The organism is Variovorax trehalosi (genome assembly GCF_051216415.1).
Taxonomy (GTDB): Bacteria; Pseudomonadota; Gammaproteobacteria; order Burkholderiales; family Burkholderiaceae_C; genus Variovorax.
The window spans coordinates 64,500-84,487 of sequence record NZ_JBPJZG010000008.1 but is presented as its reverse complement, the minus strand read 5'-3'; the positions used below and the strand labels follow the sequence as shown (position 1 = coordinate 84,487).

Here is a 19,988-nt window from a genome sequence, read left to right as displayed (position 1 = left end):
GAGTCAGCGGCGCGGAGTGCGCGAGGTGAAAAAACGTTGGAGCAGGCAGAACACGAAAAGCAGCGCGCCCACGACGATGCGCGTCCACCACGAGCTCAGCGTGCCGTCGAAGGAAATCAGGGTCTGGATGATCCCGAGCATCAGCACGCCGAAAAGCGTGCCCACCACATAGCCCACGCCGCCGGTGAGCAGCGTGCCGCCGATCACCACCGCCGCAATGGCGTCGAGCTCCAGCCCGATCGCGTGCAGGCCGTAGCCCGAGAGCATGTAGAAGGTGAAGATCACGCCCGCCAGCGCCGAGCAGAAACCCGAAAGCGTGTACACGCCGATGAGCGTGCGCCGCACCGGCAGGCCCATCAGCATGGCCGAATGCTCGCTGCCGCCGATGGCGTACACCGCGCGGCCGAAGGGCGTGCAGTGCGCGATGAACACCGCCGCCAGCAGCACCACGATGGCGATCACCGCGCTGATCGAGACCGAGGCCTCGCCCCAGATCGGAATGCGGATCTGCGAGACCTCGGAGTAGAACTCATTGGTGATGCTGATCGAATCGATGCTGATGAGATAGCAGAGACCGCGCGCGAGGAACATGCCTGCCAGCGTGACGATGAAGGGCTGCAGCCGGAAGCGCTCGATGAGCAGTCCCATGAAGGCGCCGAAGGCCGTGCCCATGACCAGCACCAGCGGGATCACGATGGCCGGACTCCAGCCGTGCTTTTCGACGAGCGACGCCGACACCATCGTCGTGAGCGCAATCACCGAGCCGACCGAGAGGTCGATGCCGCCCGAGAGAATCACGAAGGTCATGCCGACCGCGACGACGATGAGGAAGGCGTTGTCGATCAGCAGGTTGAGGAACACCTGCGCCGAGAAGAACCCGTCGTAGAACACCGAGCCCAGCGTCGCCATCAGCATGAACAGCGAGATGGTCGCCGTGAGCGGCAGGTACTTCGGATTGAGCCCTGCCTTGCCCCCTCTCCCGCTCGCGGGAGAGGGTTGGGGTGAGGGTGCAGCCGCCGTCTCGATCACCGCGCTCATGCTCGCCCCCCTTCATGTGCCGGCCGCTGCACCAGCGACCGCACTTCCGCCCTGAACTCCGGCGACTGCAACAGCATCACCACGAACACCACCACCGCCTTCACCACGAGGTTGATCTCGGGCGGCACGCCGAGCGAATAGATCGCATAGGTCAGCGTCTGGATGATCAGCGCGCCGATCACGCTGCCCACGAGGCTGAAGCGGCCGCCCGTGAGCGCCGTTCCGCCGAGCGTGACCGCGAGGATGGCGTCGAGCTCCAGCAGCTGTCCGGCGTTGTTGCCGTCCGCGCTCTTCACGTTCGAGCTGATCAGAAGACCCGCCACGCCCGCGCAGAGGCCGCAGAACGCATACGCACCGACGACGAGCCGCCGCGACTGGATGCCCGCCACGCGCGCCGCGGTCGGGTTGATGCCCACCGCCTGGATGAAAAGGCCGAGCGCCGTGCGCGTGATCGCCAGATACAGCAGCACGAACACCGCTGCCACGATGAACAACGAGAACGGCAATCCCAGCAGGTAGCCGCTGCCGAGGAAGAAGAAGGGCTTGTAGTAGATCGTGATGATCTGCCCGTCCGCGACGAGCTGCGCGATGCCGCGGCCCGCCACCATGAGGATCAGCGTCGCGATGATCGGCTGCATGCCGACCTTGGCGACCAGCAAACCGTTCCACAGGCCGCAAAGCAGCGCGACACCGAGCGCCGCGAGGATCGCGAGCGGCATCGGGAAGCGGCTCACGTCGCTGGAGACGGAGCCGCCGATCATCCAGGCCGCCACCGCTGCGGCAATGGCCACCACCGCGCCGACCGAGATGTCGATGCCGCGCGTGGCGATCACCAGCGTCATGCCGAGCGAGACCAGCACCAGCGGCGCCGCGCGGTTCACGATGTCGATCAGGCTGCCGTACAGATGGCCGTCGCGCCACTCGAGATGCAGGAAGCTGGCGTTGAACGCGGTGTTGATCGCGAGCAGCAAAAGCAATGTGACGATGGGCCAGGCGAGGCGGTGACTCATGAGGGACGAGAAGCGGTTCATGCGGCGGCAATCATTTCGTAGACCTCGTCCTCGGTCGAACCGCCCGGCAGTTCGCCCACCTTCTGCCGATCGCGCAGCACCACGATGCGATGCGCCACGCGCACCACTTCGCTCATCTCCGAGGAGATGAAGACCACCGCCATGCCCGCACGCGCGAGCCGCAGGATCTCTTCCATGATCTCCTGCTTGGCCGCGACGTCGATGCCGCGCGTGGGTTCGTCCAGGATCAAAAGGCGCGGCTCGGTCGCGAGCCAGCGCGCGATCATGGCCTTCTGCTGGTTGCCGCCCGAGAGCAGGCCGATGGGGGTTTCGACGCTCGCCGTCTTGATGCCCAGCGAAGCGACGAAGCGCTCGGCCATCGCGGTCTGCTCGGCATGCGAGAGAAATTTCCGCGTGCCCAGTCGCGCTTGCAAAGCGAGCGCGATGTTCTCGCGCACCGACAGCTCGGCCACGATGCCGTCGGTCTTGCGCTCCTCGGGGCACAGCGCGAGTCCTTCGCGGATCGCATCGGCCGGGTTCGAGAAAGTGACGGCGCGGCCGTCGACCTTGAGCACGCCGCGGTCGGGCGATTCAAGCCCGAACAAAAGGCGCGCAAGCTCGGTGCGCCCCGCGCCGAGCAAACCCGCGATGCCGACCACTTCGCCGGCACGCACGCGCAGGTCGGTGGCCTGCAACTGCCCGGCCTGCCCCAACCCTTCGGTCTGCAGCAAGGCAGGTGCGGCCTCATCGAATGCCGGCAGCGCGGCGGGCCGTGCCGACTGCGCAGCCAGTTCGCGCCCGAGCATCGCCGCGATCAGCGCCTGCGGGCCGAGGTCCGCCGCTTTCCATTCGCCCACCCAGTTGCCGTTGCGCAGCACCGTGATGCGGTCCGACACCGCGTACATCTGGTTGAGAAAGTGCGTCACGAAGACGATCGCGAGTCCTTCGCTGCGCAAGCGCCGCAGCACCTCGAACAGCTTCTCGACTTCGTCGTCGTCCAGGCTCGATGTCGGTTCGTCGAGGATCAGCACCTTCGACGACACGCCGAGCGCCCGCGCGATCGCCACCAGTTGCTGCACCGCGACCGAGTAGCTGGACAGCAGGCGCGTCACATCGATGTCCAGGCCGATGCGCGCCAGCAATTCGGCCGCGCGGCGGTTCACCGCCGCCCAGTCGATGCGAAAGCCCTGCAACGCGCCGCAGCGCGGATAGCGCCCCGCGAACACGTTCTCCGCCACCGAGAGGTTCGGGCACAGGTTCACCTCCTGGTAGACCGTGCTGATGCCCAGTTTCTGCGCCTCCAGCGGCGAGCCGGGCCGGATGGCCTGGCCATCGAAGACCATCTCGCCGCCGCTGGACGGCAGCACGCCAGTGAGCACCTTGATCAGCGTCGACTTGCCCGCGCCGTTCTGTCCCATCAGTGCATGGACCTCGCCCGGGTACAGCCGCAGCTGGACATCGTTCAGCACCGGGATGCCGCCGAACTGCTTGCGGATGCCCCGCAGCTCGAGCACGGGGGCTGTGGTCGTGCGCTCGGTCATGCGGTTACTTGTTCTTGTTGTAGACGTCGATGAACACCGCGGCCAGCAGCACCAGCCCCTTGATGACCTGCTGGTAGTCGATGCCGATGCCGAGGATCGACATGCCGTTGTTCATCACGCCCATGATGAAGGCGCCGATCACCGCGCCCATCACCCGGCCCACGCCGCCCGAGGCCGAGGCGCCGCCGATGAAGCAGGCCGCGATCACGTCGAGCTCGAAACCCAGGCCCGCCTTGGGCGTGGCGGTGTTGAGCCGTGCCGCAAACACCAGGCCCGCCAATGCAGCCAGCGCGCCCATGTTCACGAAGGTAAGAAACGCGAGCCGCTGGGTCTTCACGCCCGACAGCCGCGCCGCCTTCTCGTTGCCGCCCAGCGCATAGATGCGTCGGCCGATGGTCGTGCGGTTCGTGACGAAGTCGTACACCACGATCAGCACCGCCATCACCACCAGCACATTGGGCAGGCCCTTGTAGGTCGAGAGCAGGTAGCTGAAGAACAGGATGATCGCCGCGAAGAACAGGTTCTTCACGAGGAAGAAGGCATAGGGCTCCTGCTCCATGCCGTGCGCCTTGAGCTTGGCGCGCCCGCGCAGCTTGAAGAACACCAACGCCGCCGCGGCCAGCGCGCCGACGACCAGCGAGGTGGTGCGCAGCGTGTCGCCACCGAGAGGGTCAGGGATGAAGCCCGAACTCAGGCGCTGGAACTCCACCGGAAACGGCCCCACCGATTGCCCGGCGAGCAGCGCCAGCGTGAGCCCCTTGAACACCAGCATGCCCGCGAGCGTGACGATGAACGAGGGGATCTTGCGGAACGCCACAAACCAGCCCTGCGCGGCGCCGATGACTGCGCCGGCCGCGATGCTGATGATCGCGGTCGGTATGAAATGCCATTCGTACTCGACCATCAACACCGCCGCGAGCGCGCCAATGAAGCCGCAGACCGAACCCACCGACAGGTCGATGTGCCCGGCCACGATCACCAGCAGCATGCCCAGCGCCATGATGACCACGTAGCTGTTCTGCAGCAGCAGGTTGGTGAGGTTCAGCGGTCGCAAGAGCGTGCCGTCGGTCAGCACCTGGAACAGCACCATGATCGCGACCAGCGAGATCAGCATGCCGTATTCGCGCAGGTTGTTCTTCAGAAAGCCGGCATGCAGCTTTGGGGTGGCAGCGGGTGCGGCGCCCTGCACCGCGTTGGCTTCAGGCTGCGACATGAACAGAGCTCCCTGCGCTGACGATGGCATGCATGATGCGTTCCTGCGACGCCTCGGCCGCCGTGAACTCGGCGACGAAGCGCCCCTCGTTCATCACGTAGATGCGGTCGCACATGCCGAGCAACTCGGGCAGTTCGGAAGAAATCATGAGAATGCCTTTGCCCTCGTTCGCGAGCTGGTCGATGATGGTGTAGATCTCGTACTTGGCGCCCACGTCGATGCCGCGCGTGGGTTCGTCCAATATCAGCAGTTCGGGTTTGGTGAAGAGCCACTTGCTCAGCACCACCTTCTGCTGGTTGCCGCCCGACAGGTTGACCACCAGCTGCTCGACGCCCGAGCAGCGGATGTTCAGCGCCTTCTTGTAGTCGTTGGCGACCTTGAATTCGCGGCCGTCGTCGATCACCGAGCGTTCGGAAATCGCATCGAGGTTCGCGAGGCTGATGTTCTTGCGGATGCCTTCTTCCAGCACCAGTCCGAGGCCCTTGCGGTCTTCGGTGACGTAGGCGATGCCGTGGTCGATGGCCTTGCGCACGGTGCTCACGTCCACCGGCTTGCCGTGCATGAGCACCGAGCCGCTGATGCGCTGCCCGTACGACTTGCCGAACACGCTCATCGCGAGTTCGGTGCGGCCCGCGCCCATGAGGCCCGCGATGCCGACGATCTCGCCCTGGCGCACATGCAGGTTCACACCCTTGATCTGTTCGCGGTCGGCATGCAGCGCGTGGTGCACGCGCCAGTCGCGCACCTCGAACACCGTTTCGCCGATCTTCGGCGAGCGCTGCGGGTAGCGGTGTTCCATGTCGCGCCCGACCATGCCGCGGATGATGCGGTCTTCGCTGATAGGGTCGCTGCGGCAGTCGATGGTCTCGACCGTGGCGCCATCGCGCAGCACGGTGATCGAATCGGCCACCTTGGCGATCTCGTTGAGCTTGTGCGAGATGAGGATCGATGCGATGCCCTGGCGCTTGAGTTCAAGCAACAGGGTCAGCAGCGCATCGCTGTCGTTCTCGTTGAGGCTGGCGGTGGGCTCGTCGAGGATCAGCAGCTTCACCTCCTTGGCCAGCGCCTTGGCAATTTCCACCAACTGCTGCTTGCCGACGCCCAGGTCGGTCACCAGCGTGGTGGGCAGCTCTTTCAGGCCCACCTTGGCAAGCAGCTCGCGCGTCTTCGCATAGGCGGCGAACCAGTCGATCACGCCGCCAGTGGCGATCTCGTTGCCGAGAAACAGGTTCTCGGCAATCGAGAGCAGCGGCACCAGCGCGAGCTCCTGGTGAATGATGATGATGCCGAGCTTCTCGCTGTCGGCAATCGTCTTGAAGCGGCGCAGCTCGCCCTCGAAATGGATCTCGCCGGTGTACGAGTCGCACGGGTAGACGCCGCTCAGCACCTTCATGAGCGTCGACTTGCCCGCGCCGTTCTCGCCGACCACCGCGTGGATCTCCCCCGCGCGCACCGCGAGGTTGACGTTGCTGAGGGCTTTCACCCCCGGAAACGTCTTGGTGATCCCCCGCATCTCGAGGATCGTGCGCCCGTCTGCGCTCACCGTGCTCACTTGACCTGGCTTTCCTTGTAGTAGCCGCTGTCCACCAGCACCTGCTTCCAGTTCGTGCCGTCCACGCTCACCGGCTTGAGCAGGTACGAGGGCACGACCTTGATGCCGTTGTTGTAGGTCTTGGTGTCGTTCACTTCAGGCGTCTTGCCCGAGAGCATGGCGTCCGCCATCGCGACCGTCACCTTGGCCAGCTCGCGCGTGTCCTTGAACACGGTGGAGGTCTGCTCCTTGCGCAGGATCGACTTGACCGACGGCACCTCGGCGTCCTGGCCCGACACGATGGGCATCGCCTGCGTGCCCGAGCCGTAGCCCACGCCCTTGAGCGACGACAGGATGCCGATGGAGAGACCGTCGTACGGCGACAGCACCGCATCCACGCGGTCCTTGGTGTAGTAGGCCGACAGCAGGTTGTCCATGCGGGCCTGCGCCACCGCGCCGTCCCAGCGCAGCGTGCCGACCTTGTCCATGCCCATCTGCTTGCTGCGCACCACGAGCTTGCCGCTCTTGATGTACGGATCGAGCACCGACATCGCGCCGTTGTAGAAGAAGAAGGCGTTGTTGTCGTCCGGCGATCCGCCGAAGAGCTCGATGTTGAAGGGGCCCTTGCCGCTCTTCAAGCCCAGCGCCGCCTCGATCGATTGCGCCTGCAGCACGCCGACCTGGAAGTTGTCGAAGGTGGCGTAGTAGTCGACGTTCTTCGAGCCCTTGATGAGACGGTCGTACGCGATGACCTTCACGCCCTTGTCGGCAGCCTTTTGCAGCACATCCGAGAGCGTGGTGCCGTCGATGGCGGCGATCACCAGCACCTTCGAGCCCTTGGTCACCATGTTCTCGATCTGCGCGAGCTGGTTCGGGATGTCGTCGTCCGCGTACTGCAGGTCGGTCTTGTAGCCCTTGTCCTTGAAGTACTTGACCATGTTCGCTCCGTCGGCGATCCAGCGGGCCGACGACTTGGTGGGCATCGAGATGGCGATCAGGCCCTTGTCCTGCGCGTTGGCAAGGGGCGTGAAGCCGACGACGGCGAAGGCCAGCCCCGCGAGCGAGGCCTTGAGGAAGTTGCGTTTCATGGTGCGATGAACTCCGTCTTTCTTTGATGGGCGTTGTCTTGTTCAAGGAACACCGCGGAACCGGCTTTGCCGGGCCGCTGGTGTTGCCCCCGGCGAGGGGGTTGGCGAAGCGACACGAAGTGCGCGTAGCCTGGGGGAGTACTCAATATTTGCGGTTCGGGAATTCCTTGGCGGCGACTTCCATGGGGAAGATGCCTTCTTCGGTCACGATGCGCTTGGGCAGCGCCTTGCCGGCCTTGATGTCCTTCACGGCGCTCATCAGTTGCGGGCCGAGCAGCGGGCTGCACTCCACCGACACGTTGAGCTTGCCGGCGATCATGGCTTCGAACGCGCCCTTCACCCCGTCGATCGAGATGATGGTGATGTCCTTCGCGGGCTTCATGCCGGCTTCCTCGATGGCCTGGATCGCGCCGATCGCCATGTCGTCGTTGTGCGCGAAGAGCACGTTGATCTTCTTGCCGTCGGCCTTGAGGAAGGCTTCCATCACTTCCTTGCCCTTGGCGCGGGTGAAGTCGCCGGTCTGCGAGCGGATGATCTTGAACTTCGGATCGGCCTTGATGATTTCCTCGAAGCCCTTCTTGCGGTCGATGGCCGGCGCGGAGCCCACGGTGCCCTGCAACTCGACGATGTTCACGTCGCCCTTCTGGTCCTTCATCTTCTCGACCAGCCAGCGACCGGCCTTGCGGCCTTCCTCGACGAAGTCGGAACCCATGAAGGTCACGTAGAGCGTGTCGTCCTTGGTGTTCACCGAGCGGTCGGTCAGCACCACGGGAATCTTGGCGGCCTTGGCTTCGCGCAGCACGGTTTCCCAGCCCGACTCGACCACCGGCGAGAACGCGATCACGTCGACCTTCTGCGCGATGTACGAGCGGATCGCCTTGATCTGGTTCTCCTGCTTTTGCTGCGCATCGGAGAACTTGAGCTCGATGCCCGCTTCCTTGGCCGAGGACTTGATCGACTCGGTGTTGGCGGTGCGCCATTCGCTCTCGGCGCCCACCTGCGCGAAGCCCAGCACGAGCTTCTTCTGCGCGAGCGCGGACACGGGCAGCATGCCGCCCAGGGCGGCAGCGGCGAGTGCGGTGTTGAGGGTGCGGCGATTCATGGTCATGGGATGTCTCCTTCTGTGGATTTGCTTGTTGAGAACCGTTCGAGAACCGATTGCTGTGACGGCTCAGGCCAGCATGTAGCCGGTCTTCACCGTCGTGTAGAACTCCGCGGCGTGGCGCCCTTGTTCGCGCGGCCCGTAGCCCGACCCCTTGCGGCCGCCGAAGGGCACGTGGAAGTCCACCCCCGCGGTCGGCAGATTGACCATCGTCATGCCGACCACGGCATGGCGTCTGAAATGCATCGCGTGCTTGAGCGAGTTGGTGCAGATGCCCGCGCAGAGGCCGAAGGGCGTGTCGTTGCACAACGCCAGCGCCTCGTCGTAGTCGTCGGCGCGCAGCACGCAGGCCAGGGGGCCGAAGATTTCTTCCCGCGCGATGCGGTGCGCCGGCTTCGCGAGGAACAGCGCGGGGCTCATGTAATAGCCGGGCGTCGAACGCTCGAGCGCCTCGCCGCCCCACACATGCTCGGCGCCTTCTTCGCGCGCGATGTCGACCCACGCGAGATTCATTGCCAGGCGCTCTTCGTCGGCCACCGGGCCGATGTCGATGCCGCGTTCGAGGGCGTGGCCGATCTTCAACGTCTTCAGGCGCTGCCGCAGCTTCGCCACGAAGGCGTCGTGCACCGCCGCCTCGACGATGAGCCGGCTCGATGCCGTGCAGCGCTGGCCCGCGGAAAAGTAGGCGCCCTGCACCGCGCAGTCAACGGCGCGATCGAGGTCGGCATCGGCCAGCACGACGAGCGCGTTCTTGCCGCCGGTCTCCAGCTGTACCTTCGCGCGCCGGGTGGCGGCCGCCTGCAGCACGCGCTCGCCGTTGGCCGCGGAGCCGGTGAAGCTCAGCGCATCGACCAGTGCGCTGTCGACCAGCGCCTGGCCCACTTCGCGGCCGCTGCCCATCACGAGGTTGAAGGCGCCCGCCGGCAGGCCGGCGCGGCTGATGATCTCGGCCAGCGCGCCGCCGCAGGCCGGCACCAGCTCGGCCGGCTTGAACACCACGCTGTTGCCATGGGCGAGTGCCGGCGCAATCTTCCAGGCGGGAATCACGAAGGGGGCGTTCCATGGCGTGATGAGCCCGGTCACGCCGACCGCCTCGCGCGTCACGTCCACCTGCACACCGGCCCGCGTCGAGGCCATGTTCTCGCCACCGCCGCCGCGCAGCGCTTCGCCCGCGAAGAACTTGAAGACCTGCCCCGCGCGCGCCGTCTCGGCGACCGCCTCGGGCAGCGTCTTGCCCTGTTCGCGCGCCAGCAGCAGGCCCAGTTCGTCCTTGCGCGCCAAGAGCTCGGCACCGATGCGGTCGAGCACGTCGGCGCGGCGCTGCGGGGTGCTGTGGCTCCAGTGCGGAAAAGCCTCGGTGGCCGCGCGGATGGCGGCCTCGGCCTGGCGGCGATCGGCGCGTGCGTACTCGGCGACCACCTCGCTGGTGTCCGACGGATTGGCGCTCACACCGGTGGTCGCGCTGGTTTCCCAGCGGCCGTTGATGTACTGCCGCACGTTCTGATGGATCTCACCGTGGATCACGAGGGCGCCGATCTTTGTCTCTTGTTTTGAATTGGCGTGAGTCTAGGAACAGAATTGATATCGATCCAATCGTTTTTTCGACAAAATGCATATCGATCATCGGATTCTGGAAAACCCGATAAGCCCTTAGTTCCACGAAGTCATGACCAACTACAACCACTGGTTTATTCGCGCGCGGCTCAAGACCCGGCAGCTCCTGCTGCTGGTCGCGCTGGCCGAGGAAGGCAACATCCACCGCGCGGCGCAGGTGCTCAACATGACCCAGCCCGCAGCGTCGAAGCTGCTGAAAGACCTGGAAGACGTGCTGGAGGTGCCGTTGTTCGACCGCCTGCCGCGCGGCATGCGGCCCACCTGGTACGGCGAGACGATGATCCGCCACGCCCGCGTCGCGCTCGCGAGCCTGAACCAGGCGCACGACGAACTCACCGCGCTCAAGGCCGGCCGCTTCGGGCAGGTGAGCGTGGGCGCCATCACCGCGCCGGGGCTGGCGCTGCTGCCGCCGGCCGTCGCGATGGTCAAGCGCGAGCAACCCGACCTGCGGGTGTCACTGGAAATCGAAACCAGCCCGGTGCTGATCGAGCGGCTCGAGCAGGGCAAGCTCGACATCCTCGTGGCCCGGCTCTTCGCCGAGCACGACAAGTCGCAACTGCGCTACGAGGCCCTGAGCGAAGAGCCGGTGTGCGCGCTGGTGCGGCCGGGCCATCCGTTGCTCGGCGAGAGCGGGCTCACGCTGCGCGACGTGGTCAGTGCCGGCTGGATCGTGCCGCCCGCGGGCAGCGTGCTGCGCCACCGCTTCGAGCTGATGTTCCAGGAAGAAGGGCTCGCGCCGCCGACCAACACCATCGAGAGCTCGGCGCTGCTCTTCATCACCCGCATGCTGCAGCAGAGCGACATGCTGGCGGTGCTGGCGACCGACGTGGCGCGCTACTACGCGGCGCACGGCATCGTGTCGCTGCTGCCGCTGGACATGCCCTGCCACATGGACCAGTTCGGCATCATCACGCGCACCGACCGGCTGCTGTCGCCTGCGGCGCGGGTGATGATGAAGGCGCTCAAGACGGCGAGCATGAGCGTCTACGGACGCAAGCTGGAGATGGACTGATCAGGTCCAGCCGGCGTCCACCGTGAACTCCTGCGCGGTGCACATCTTCGCGTCGTCCGATGCGAGGAACAGCACCATGCGCGCGATGTCTTCGGGCATCAGTTTGTCGGGCAAACATTGGTTGCGCTTGAGCGCCTTCTCGCCCTCCTCGTCGAGCCACAGCTTCACTTGCCGCTCTGTCATCACCCAGCCGGGCGAGACGGTGTTGATGCGGATGCGGTCCTTGCCCAGATCGACCGCAAGCCCGCGCGTGAGGCCGTTCACCGACGACTTCGCAATGGCATAGCAGGGATAGCCCGAGCCCTTGCTCTGCCAGCCGGTCGAGCCGAGGTTGACCACCGAGCCGAAGCCCAGCCGCTTCATGCCCGGCACCACCGACTGGATCGCGAACAGCGCGGGCCGCTCGTTGATGGCCATGCGGTTGTCGTAGTAGTCGGGCGTGACCGATTCGAGCGTGTGGCGATCGTCGCTCGCCACGTTGTTGACCAGCACCGCGAAGTCGCCGAGCGCGGCGGCCGCATCGGCGATGGCGCCTTGCAGCGCGCCGATGTCGCGCACGTCACAGGCGCGCCACCAGGGCGCGGCATGGCCGGCCTCGACGATCTGCTGCGCGAGCGCGGCGCTGGCGCTCTCGGCGATGTCGATGAAGGCCACCCGCGCACCTTGCGCCGCAAAGGCCGCGACGATGGCCGCGCCGATGCCGCTGCCGCCGCCGGTGACGAACACGGTGCGGCCTTTCAGGCTCGGATGGATCGAGAGTTGGGGTGAATTCAAGAACGGTCTCCAGTGAGATGGAAAACTGACATTGCAAAATGCATATCGATCTATTCCATATTGTTTGATTTCAATTATCAATATGCCTTGATACGATCCGCCGCGTCAAGGAGACATGACAAGGAAAACAATGACGAGCTACACCGCACCCTCGATCGAGGGCACCCCCGAATGCATCTGGCCGGCCGAGGCGAACCTGGGTGAAGGCACGCTCTGGTCAGCGCGCGAGCAGGCGCTCTACTGGATCGACATCCTCACGCCGCGCCTGTTCTGGTTCCGTCCTTCGGACGGCGCGCGCCGGGCCTGGCAGTTCGATGAGGAGATCACCGCGATCTCGGAACGCGCGAACGCGCCAGGCCTCGTCCTCACGCTGCGCCGCGGCTTCGCGCTCTTCGACACGACGCAACTGCCGGGTGCCGGCGCCAAGCCGCGTTACCTGCACCAGCCCGAACCCGAGCGCATCAACAACCGCTTCAACGACGGCAAGTGCGACAGCCGCGGCCGCTTCTGGGGCGGCAGCATGGACTTCGACTGCAAGGCGCCGACCGGCGCGCTCTACCGCTACGACGCCGACGGCCGCTGCACCAGGCACGACGACGGCTTCGAGGTGACCAATGGCCCGACCTGGTCGGCGGACGGCCGCACCATGTACTTCAACAACACGGTGCTCAACAACCTCTACGCCTATGACTTCGACATGGAAGCCGGCACGGTGTCGAACCGCCGCGTGTGGCACCGCTTTCCCAAGCCGGACGGCCTGCCCGACGGCATGACCACCGACGCCGCCGGGCGCCTGTGGATCGCGCACTGGGACGGCGCCTGCGTCACCTGTCACGACCCGGAGACCGCGGCCGAACTCGGGCGCATCGTGCTGCCCGCGAGCAACGTCACCGACTGCGCATTCGGTGGCGCCGATATGCAGACGCTCTACATCACGACCGCGCGGAACGGCCGCACCGAAGCGCAGTTGAAAGACGAGCCGCTGGCCGGCGGACTCTTCGCCGTGCGCATCGGCAGCCCCGGCGTGCCGGCCGCCTTGTTCGCCGGCTGACGCAAGGCTTCAGCCGACGACGCTGAAGCGGTGTTCCGTCGTGCTGCGGAACACCTCGCCCGGCCGCAGCACGGTCGATGGAAAGCCCGGCTGGTTCGGCGAATCCGGATAGTGCTGCGTCTCGAGGCAGAGGCCGTCGCCCTGGCGCAGGCTCGCACCCTGCGAGCCCATGAGGCTGCCGTCGAGGAAGTTGCCTGAATAGAACTGCACGCCGGGTTCGGTGGTGTGCACTTCCATCACGCGGCCCGAGGCTTCGTGCGCGACGCGCGCGGCAATGGCGAGGCTGTCGAGGCCGTCGTCCTTGCGATCGAGCACCCAGTTGTGGTCGTAGCCATGCGCGAGCAGCAGTTGCTCATGCCCTTCGCGAATGCGCTCGCCGATGCGCGTCGGCGAACGGAAATCGAAAGGCGTGGCGCCCACCTCTTCCAATCCGACCGGAATCAACGTGGCGTCCACAGGGCAGTAGCGACTCGCAGAAAGCGTCAGCACGTGGTCCATCACATCGCCGCTGCCCGCGAGGTTGAAGTAGTCGTGGTGGCTCAGGTTCAGCACCGTCGGCTTGTCGGTCACGGCGCGGTAGTCGATGCGCCATGTGTTCTGCGTCGCGGAGAGCGTGTAGCGCACCGTGAGCTGCACTTCGCCGGGGTAGCCCTCTTCACCGTCGGCGCTCGTGTAGCGCAGCTCGATGGCGATATCGCCGCGTGCGTCCTCCGCGGACACCGGCTCGATCTCCCAGAAGCGCGTGCCGAAGCCCTTCGCGCCGCCGTGCAATGAATTCACACCGTCGTTCAGATCGAGTTGGTGGCCGACACCATCGAGCGTGAAGCGTCCCGCCGCGATGCGGTTCGCATAGCGGCCGACGATGGTGCCGAAGTGCGGATGCGGCTTCAGGTAGTCGTCCAGCGACGGCAGGCCCAGCACGATGTTCGCAGCCTGTCCGTGTCGGTCGGGCACGCGCAGCGCGGTGACGATGCCGCCGTGGTTGATGGCGCTGAGGCTGAGGCCGCGTCCGTTGTCGAGGGTGTATTCGGTCACCGCGCGCCCATCGGGCATGTGGCCGTATTCATGTGAAGTGATGCTGCTCATTCGGCTCCGGGGAGTGGTGGAAACAACGCCTCGCGCGCGCACAGCGATGCGGTGTGCAGGCCGATGCGGTCGGTGAGGTCGTGGTAGGTGGGTGGCTCGGCCGCATGGGTCTTCACCTCGATGCGGTGCCCCGCCTTCGCCACTGCATCGCCGAAGCGCTGCTGCAGGGCGAAGGGCGTGTTCCTGTCTTCGCGGTTGCCGATCAGCACGATGCGCCGCGACGGGTCGCGCACGATGCCGCTCACATGGTCGAGCGGATCGTAGAACTGCGTGCTGCCGGTGGTGTCGGTGCGGCCGTCCTTCGACATGCCCAGCATGCGCGCGCGTTCGAGCAGCCCGTAGGCGCCCGAGGTCAGCACCGCGCAGGCCACGCGCGTGCGGCCCATGGTGAGCAGCGCGGCGCCCGCGGTCGCGCCGCCGCTGTGGCCCAGGATCACGATGCGCTGCAGCTGGTGGCGCTGCATGAGCGCATCGAGCGCCGCATCGAGCGCGTGGAACTCCACGGGCTCGCGCCGTTTGCGGTGGTCGCCCGACGAGCCGTACGTGCCGGGCCGCGCCATGAAGATCCACGGCACGCCCGCGCGGTCGCGGCTGCGCTGCGCATCGAGCGTGCGCAGCGCCTCGGTGTTGCCGGAAATGCGCGTGGGCGGCTGGTCCATCACGCTGTCGCGGTCGCCGGAAAACTGCACGATGGCCACGCGCGCACCGTCGATCTCGTCGCTCGCGAAATAGCGGATGCAGGCCGGCCCCTCGACCGGCTGCACCCAGAGGTAGCCGCGGCGGTCGGGGCAGTTCGCGCGCACGGCCGGCTGGTTCCAGTGCAGGAATTCGTCTTCGGCCGCCGCCGCGCGTGCGGCCGGTGTGCCCGGCGCGCGCAGGTCGGCGCCGGCGCGCTGCGCACAGGCCGCCTGCATCAACGCGAGCAGCACGAACGCGAGGCGTCGATGTCGCCACAGGGCGGGCATGAAAGGCAGCGGGGTCACAGCTTCTTCAACAGCGAAGGGATGTTGCCGAAGTCCGAGCGGTCGCGGTCGCCCTTCACCAGCAGCAGGTCGCCGTCGCGCAGGAAATCGCCGAGGTAGAGGGCCAGCTCTGCGGCATCGTCGAAATGCGGACCGAGCAGGCCGGTGGGCACCTCTTCGCGCAGCCAGCGCATCTCGTCGCCGTGCGTCACCAGGTGCGCGATGCCCGAGGCCAGCAGCGGCTCGGCCAGGCCGCGGTGCATCGCCTCGGCCTGCTCGCCCAGGTTGACGATGCGCCCGAGCACGCCGACCTTGCGGGCGACCGGCGCGTTGCCAGGGCCACGGTAGCTGCGGACGAAGCTCATCGCGTTGCGCATCGACATGACCTCGGCGTTCCAGCTGTCGTCGATCAGCGTGACCAGCGCGCCGGTGCGGGTGCGCAGCGGCTCCACCTGCATCACCGACGCGGGCAGCCGCACGTCGGGCATGCGCGCGCTGGCCTCCTCGGCGTCGAAGCCCATCGCCACGATCGCGGCGAACGCCAGCGCCGAGTTGCGCACCAGCCCGATGCTCGCCACCGGGAACAGGTATTCGTGGATGCGCCCCTTGAACGAGAGCCGCACGCGGCAGCCCGAGGATTCGGGGCGCGCATCGAGCAGGCGGATGTTGTCGTTCGGCCCGGTGCCCACGGTCCACACCTTCGCGGCCGTGCGCATCGCGGCCTTCACCACCTTCGCGAGGTAGGGAATGTGCGCGCTGACGACGGCGATGCCGCCGGGCTCCAGCCCGAGGAAGGCGCGCGACTTGTACTCGGCCGTCTTCTCCAGCGTGTTGGTCTTGGTGGTCTGCGAGAGGCCCACCTCGGTGAGGATCGCCACGTGCGGGCGCGCCTCGAGCGAGATCGGGCCGCGGTCCATCCACAGCGCGCTCTGCGCCATCTCGAGGATGCACACGTCCACGTCGGGCCCCAGGCTCGCCATGGCGCCGGGCACGCCGACGCGCGAGTTGTTGTTCTCCACCGTGGTGAGCACGCGCGCGCCCGGCGGCAGCAGGTCGCGCACCATCGCGATGGTGGACGACTTGCCCACCGTGCCGGTGACGCCCACCACCAGCCCCTTGTAGCGCGCCCGCGCGGCCGCGCCGAGCGAGAGCAGCGCGCGGATCGGGTCGGGCACCTGCAGCAGCGGAAAGTCCGGCGGCAAGCCTTCGACGGGGTGCTGCACGATCGCGCCCGCGCACAGGCTGTGCAGCCGCGGCAGGTCGTCGTGCTGGTCCCAGTCTTCCGGCGCGCGACTGAAGTTCTCGTGCGCGGCCAGCGTGCGGTAGTCCGACGCGACGAACAGCGCCGGCCCCGGCCGCACCTTCAGGTGCATCGGAAGGCGCACCACCGACTGCACCGACCAGCCCGCGGGCGGCGGCACCAGCCACTGGCCGCCGGTGATCTGCGCGAGCTGCCCGGCCGTCCACACCGGCCCGGGTTCGCGGCTCGCGCCCGGCAGGTTGACCGAGAGCACCGGCGCGCGGGTCTCGGGCAGCGGCGCCGGCACGCCCGGCATGCGCAGGCCGCACCACACGGGAAGCCGCCGCGCGGCGGGCAGCTCGGGCGCGCCGCGCAGGCGCACTTCGAGCTGCAGCACGTCGCTTTCCATCTGGCGCGCAAGCGGCGGCCGCAGGCCGTAGCGGTCGCGGTAGATGCGCCCGGGCGTCCAGCGGCTGGTCGGCCACATCCAGTCGCAGGGATCGTGGTCCATGCCCTCGCCCCAGACCGGCATGGTCTTGCTGCGCACCGGCAGCGCGCGGAACTGCAGCCGCAGGTCGGCCTCGACCGGCGCATCGACCGTCCAGAACGACTCGACCCACAGGAGCTGGCGGCCGAAGACCTGGTTGGGCGTGCAGCGGATGCCCACGAGGCGCAGCGGTCCGATCTTCAGCGGTGCCATGGCCGCGTCCGCGGGCACGGCATCGACGACCCAGCCGGGCCTTGCGGTGCGCAAGGGCGGCGAGGCGGGGCGGGCCGCCGCCGCTTCGGACGTCGCCGGTTGCAGCGGCTGCTGCGGCAGCACCTCCCGCACAGGCGGCGCCAGGTGCAGCACACAGCCGCCCTCGGGCGTCGGAAAGACCTGCGTGCCCAGCGCATGACACTGGGCTGCAAAGTGTTCGCTTGCGGCGCGCGCGCGATCACCTTCGTACTGTTCCGAAAAACCGAAGTCCACGCGGATGGGCGAGAACTGCACCCGCTCGACACCGTGCGGATGGAGCGTGAGCGAGAAGATGCCCGCGTTCCACGCATCGCCGCGCATCGCGTCGAACAACAGGTCGCCCGCGTCATGGATGATCGGCCGCCCGCGGTAGACCTCGAGGCCCTGCAGCACATGCGCCGAGGTGCCGAGGATGGCGTCGGCGCCCGCATCGATGATCGCGTGGCCCACGGCGATCTCGGCGCGCGAGGGCACGGTCTCGAGGTTGTCGCCCCAGTGCACCGCCACCAGCACCACATCGGCCTGCGCGCGTGCCCGTGCGATGCGCGGCGCGAGCACCGCGGTCCATTCGGCGGGGTCGGCCAGCGGCAGGTAGGCACCGCCCGGGTGCCAGGCCGTGGCCGCGAATTTCGGCTGCGTGGCATCGAGCGAGAACAGCGCCACGCGCACCTCGCCGGCGCGGGCCATCACCGGCTGCAGCGCGGCCTCGAGGTCGGACCCGGTGCCCGCCGAGCCGATGCCCGCGGCGTCCAGCAGCGTCTTCTGTTCCAAGAGGGCCTGCGGGCCGTAGTCGCCGCTGTGGTTGTTGGCGGTGCTCACGAGGTCGATGCGCGCGGCCGTCAGCACGTCGATCATCTCGGGACGCGCGCGGTAGTAGTAGGCGCCGGTCTCGTCCTTGTCGGCGCCCTGCTCGCCGGTGGTCGCGACCACGCATTCGAGGTTGACGATGCGCAGGTCCGCATCGCGCAGCGCGGCGATGCCGCCCAGCATCGCCTGCGGCCCGCCCAGCTCGGCCACCCGGTAGTGCTGGCGCCGGCCCAGGTTCACGTCGCCGCCCCAGGCCACCACACCGCTCGGGCCGCGCGGGCCCGATGCGGCGGCCGTCTCCGCGGCGCCGGCTTCCGCCTGCTGCGCCTCGCGGTTGCGCACCAACCGGTGGTACGCCACATAGCCCGAGAGGTAGTGCTCCACGTCGTCGATGCGCACGCGAAAGCTGTGGTGCTTGATGAAGAACGACCCCGCGACGCGGTCCGGGTTGCGAAAGAACATCGCCAGCTCGGGCCAGAAGTGGCCGTTGGCGAGGTACCGCGCGCGGTGCTCCAGCGCGCGGTCGAACTTCTCGCGATCGAAGCCGTCGAGCAACGGGCGCAGCGACGGATCGGCCTCGATGCGCAGCACCATCTCGCGCGCCGCCATCATCAGTTCGAGCAGCGTCGGGAAGGTGGTGATGCGCTCCAGCACGAAGTCCAGGTAACCGGCCACGTTCTGCAGGCCGAACTGGTAGTAGCGCGTCTCGGGCCGGTAGCGGGTGAGCTCGTTGACGCAGTAGCTCAGCCAATGGTCGTGCGCCTGCCAGTGCTTGGCGACGATGAAATGGTCGAAGGCCTTTTCCACCACCGCGAGCCAGCGCTCGTCGCGCGTGAGCCCATACAGGCGCATCAGGCCGAAGGCGGCCTCGCCGTCGTAGTAGATGACGCGGAACGCGTCCTTGATGTCGAGCTTGGGGAAATTGAGCACGTGCACGAAGCGCCCGGTCTTCGGGTCCTGCATGGCGTGGATGCCGAGCGCGAGCTGCTCCATCAGCGTCAGGTATTGCCGGTCGCCGGTGAGCTCGGTGTACTTCACCAGCGCAAGCAGGCAGACCGCATTGCCGCCGAGCTTGACCTCGTTGCCGACGTCCACCAGCAGCGCCGCGCGCGTGCCGTCGGGCAGCGGCACCTGGCGGATCAGGCGCTGCGTGAGGATGCCCAGCGAGCGGTCGATCGCGGCCTTCTGCGTGGCGCTGCGCGTGAGCTCCCAGGCTTCCAGCATCGCGTAGGTGGTGCTGGCGTGGCGCAGGGTGTTGTAGGTGGGGATGGCGCGGTCGAAGCAGGGAAACCAGCCGTAGTGGAATTCGCCCGTGGGCTTGACCTGCTCGGCGAGGTAGTCGCTCGCCGAATCGATCATCCGGCGGACCTGCCGCATGTTCCAGTGGTCCAGCCGGCGGTAGCCCGCAGCCTGGCCTTCGGCGGTGAGGGGCCAGGCGCCCTCTGCATCGACGTACACGGCGCGGGTGGTGAAGCACCAGACGGGCGCGGCGTCGTCCGCGGGAAAGTCGATCTCGGCGCCGAAGCGGCGCTTGGCGTGCAGGCGCAGGTTGGTGGGGTTGGGCAGCGCATGCTCGACCTCGCCGCTGTAGAGCACCGCCGCGCCCTGCATTTCCTGGGCGAGCATCGCGTGCTTGAAGTGCGCGTCGAAGGCGATGCCCAAGTTGAAATAGTTGCGCTTTGTTTGCGCCAACTTCGCTTTCAGCGCGCCCCAACTCATGGCCGTGACCGTGTCGACGATTTCCGCGCGCAGGCGCTCGGGGGGGCGGTCGCCGCGCTTGGCCTGCACGGCGGCCGCATCGGCGGCGCGCTTCCATGCGGCTTCGAGGTCGGGTCCGCGTCCGGCCACCACGCGGGCGCGGCTCTCGCCTTCGCCCATGGCGAAGAACACCACGCACCCCGCCTCCGCGGTGGCGGGCATTGCCGGGGGCAAGGCACCTTCGGCATCCGCCAGGGCGAGCCTGGCACGGTTCAACAGATCAGCGAGGGGGTGGGGGTCGTGCGTCATTCCACCGCGAATGATGACAGGCCGCAGCGCCCCCTGCCATCCCGGCGATCCATGATCCAGCGCATTGGCCGGACGCCGTTGTCGTGCTGTTCAGGTGCTGCTCAGGCACCCGGGTATAGAGCGCACCGGTTCCACGCGTCGGCCGGATCGCCGCCCGAACGACGCCGAACGAT

14 protein-coding genes are annotated in these 19,988 nt (G+C 67.3%); 2 read left to right on the top strand and 12 right to left on the bottom strand.

Annotated elements, in window-relative coordinates; all coding sequences use genetic code 11:
* Window positions 1-3: 3 nt before the first annotated feature.
* The 8 genes from yjfF to ACSFA7_RS26915 all read right to left on the bottom strand — a co-directional run bounded on the left by yjfF (window position 4) and on the right by ACSFA7_RS26915 (window position 10,047).
* The gene (gene yjfF / locus ACSFA7_RS26950; RefSeq protein WP_435502195.1) at window positions 4-1,038 is read right to left on the bottom strand and encodes a galactofuranose ABC transporter, permease protein YjfF; all 1,035 of its coding nucleotides are present in this window, start codon (window positions 1,036-1,038) and stop codon (window positions 4-6) included.
* Window positions 1,035-2,069 carry an ABC transporter permease gene (locus ACSFA7_RS26945; RefSeq protein ID WP_435502194.1) on the bottom strand — a complete coding sequence of 345 codons (1,035 nt, stop codon included), beginning with the start codon at window positions 2,067-2,069 and terminating at the stop codon, window positions 1,035-1,037. Before ACSFA7_RS26945 ends, yjfF begins: the two co-directional genes overlap by 4 nt.
* On the bottom strand, window positions 2,066-3,589 hold the full coding sequence (locus ACSFA7_RS26940) for a sugar ABC transporter ATP-binding protein (RefSeq protein WP_435502193.1): 1,524 nt from the start codon (window positions 3,587-3,589) through the stop codon (window positions 2,066-2,068). The genes ACSFA7_RS26945 and ACSFA7_RS26940 overlap by 4 nt, the downstream gene beginning before the upstream one ends.
* 4 nt (window positions 3,590-3,593) lie before the next feature.
* On the bottom strand, window positions 3,594-4,802 hold the full coding sequence (gene mmsB / locus ACSFA7_RS26935; protein WP_435502192.1) for a multiple monosaccharide ABC transporter permease: 1,209 nt from the start codon (window positions 4,800-4,802) through the stop codon (window positions 3,594-3,596).
* Entirely contained in the window at window positions 4,789-6,315 is a 1,527-nt protein-coding gene (gene mmsA, locus ACSFA7_RS26930; RefSeq protein WP_435502349.1) for a multiple monosaccharide ABC transporter ATP-binding protein, read from the bottom strand. Before mmsA ends, mmsB begins: the two co-directional genes overlap by 14 nt.
* 35 nt (window positions 6,316-6,350) lie before the next feature.
* Window positions 6,351-7,421 (bottom strand): multiple monosaccharide ABC transporter substrate-binding protein, encoded by a 1,071-nt coding sequence (gene chvE, locus ACSFA7_RS26925; RefSeq protein ID WP_435502191.1) that lies wholly within the window; start codon window positions 7,419-7,421, stop codon window positions 6,351-6,353.
* A gap of 142 nt (window positions 7,422-7,563) precedes the next feature.
* Window positions 7,564-8,529, bottom strand: a complete 966-nt coding sequence (locus ACSFA7_RS26920) for an ABC transporter substrate-binding protein (RefSeq protein ID WP_435502190.1) — start codon at window positions 8,527-8,529, stop codon at window positions 7,564-7,566.
* Window positions 8,530-8,592: 63 nt separating this feature from the next.
* Window positions 8,593-10,047, bottom strand: coding sequence for an aldehyde dehydrogenase family protein (locus tag ACSFA7_RS26915; RefSeq protein WP_435502189.1), 1,455 nt, complete (start codon window positions 10,045-10,047; stop codon window positions 8,593-8,595).
* Between the two features lie 142 nt (window positions 10,048-10,189).
* Between ACSFA7_RS26915 and ACSFA7_RS26910 the strand changes: the two genes are divergently transcribed.
* On the top strand, window positions 10,190-11,149 hold the full coding sequence (locus ACSFA7_RS26910; RefSeq protein ID WP_435502188.1) for a LysR family transcriptional regulator: 960 nt from the start codon (window positions 10,190-10,192) through the stop codon (window positions 11,147-11,149).
* Here ACSFA7_RS26910 and ACSFA7_RS26905 read toward each other — a convergent pair whose 3' ends face one another.
* On the bottom strand, window positions 11,150-11,923 hold the full coding sequence (locus ACSFA7_RS26905; protein ID WP_435502187.1) for an SDR family NAD(P)-dependent oxidoreductase: 774 nt from the start codon (window positions 11,921-11,923) through the stop codon (window positions 11,150-11,152).
* Window positions 11,924-12,038: 115 nt separating this feature from the next.
* Here ACSFA7_RS26905 and ACSFA7_RS26900 point away from each other — a divergent pair, with 115 nt between their 5' ends.
* On the top strand, window positions 12,039-12,974 hold the full coding sequence (locus ACSFA7_RS26900) for an SMP-30/gluconolactonase/LRE family protein (RefSeq protein WP_435502186.1): 936 nt from the start codon (window positions 12,039-12,041) through the stop codon (window positions 12,972-12,974).
* A gap of 9 nt (window positions 12,975-12,983) precedes the next feature.
* Here the strand turns inward: ACSFA7_RS26900 and ACSFA7_RS26895 are convergent, their stop codons facing one another.
* From ACSFA7_RS26895 to ACSFA7_RS26885, 3 genes are read right to left on the bottom strand one after another with little or no spacing between them, the layout of a single operon-like run.
* Complete coding sequence (locus ACSFA7_RS26895; protein WP_435502185.1) at window positions 12,984-14,060, bottom strand: aldose epimerase family protein; 1,077 nt, start codon at window positions 14,058-14,060, stop codon at window positions 12,984-12,986.
* On the bottom strand, window positions 14,057-15,025 hold the full coding sequence (locus tag ACSFA7_RS26890; RefSeq protein ID WP_435502184.1) for an alpha/beta hydrolase family protein: 969 nt from the start codon (window positions 15,023-15,025) through the stop codon (window positions 14,057-14,059). The genes ACSFA7_RS26895 and ACSFA7_RS26890 overlap by 4 nt, the downstream gene beginning before the upstream one ends.
* A gap of 14 nt (window positions 15,026-15,039) precedes the next feature.
* On the bottom strand, window positions 15,040-19,815 hold the full coding sequence (locus ACSFA7_RS26885) for a CapA family protein (RefSeq protein WP_435502183.1): 4,776 nt from the start codon (window positions 19,813-19,815) through the stop codon (window positions 15,040-15,042).
* Window positions 19,816-19,988 lie beyond the last annotated feature (173 nt).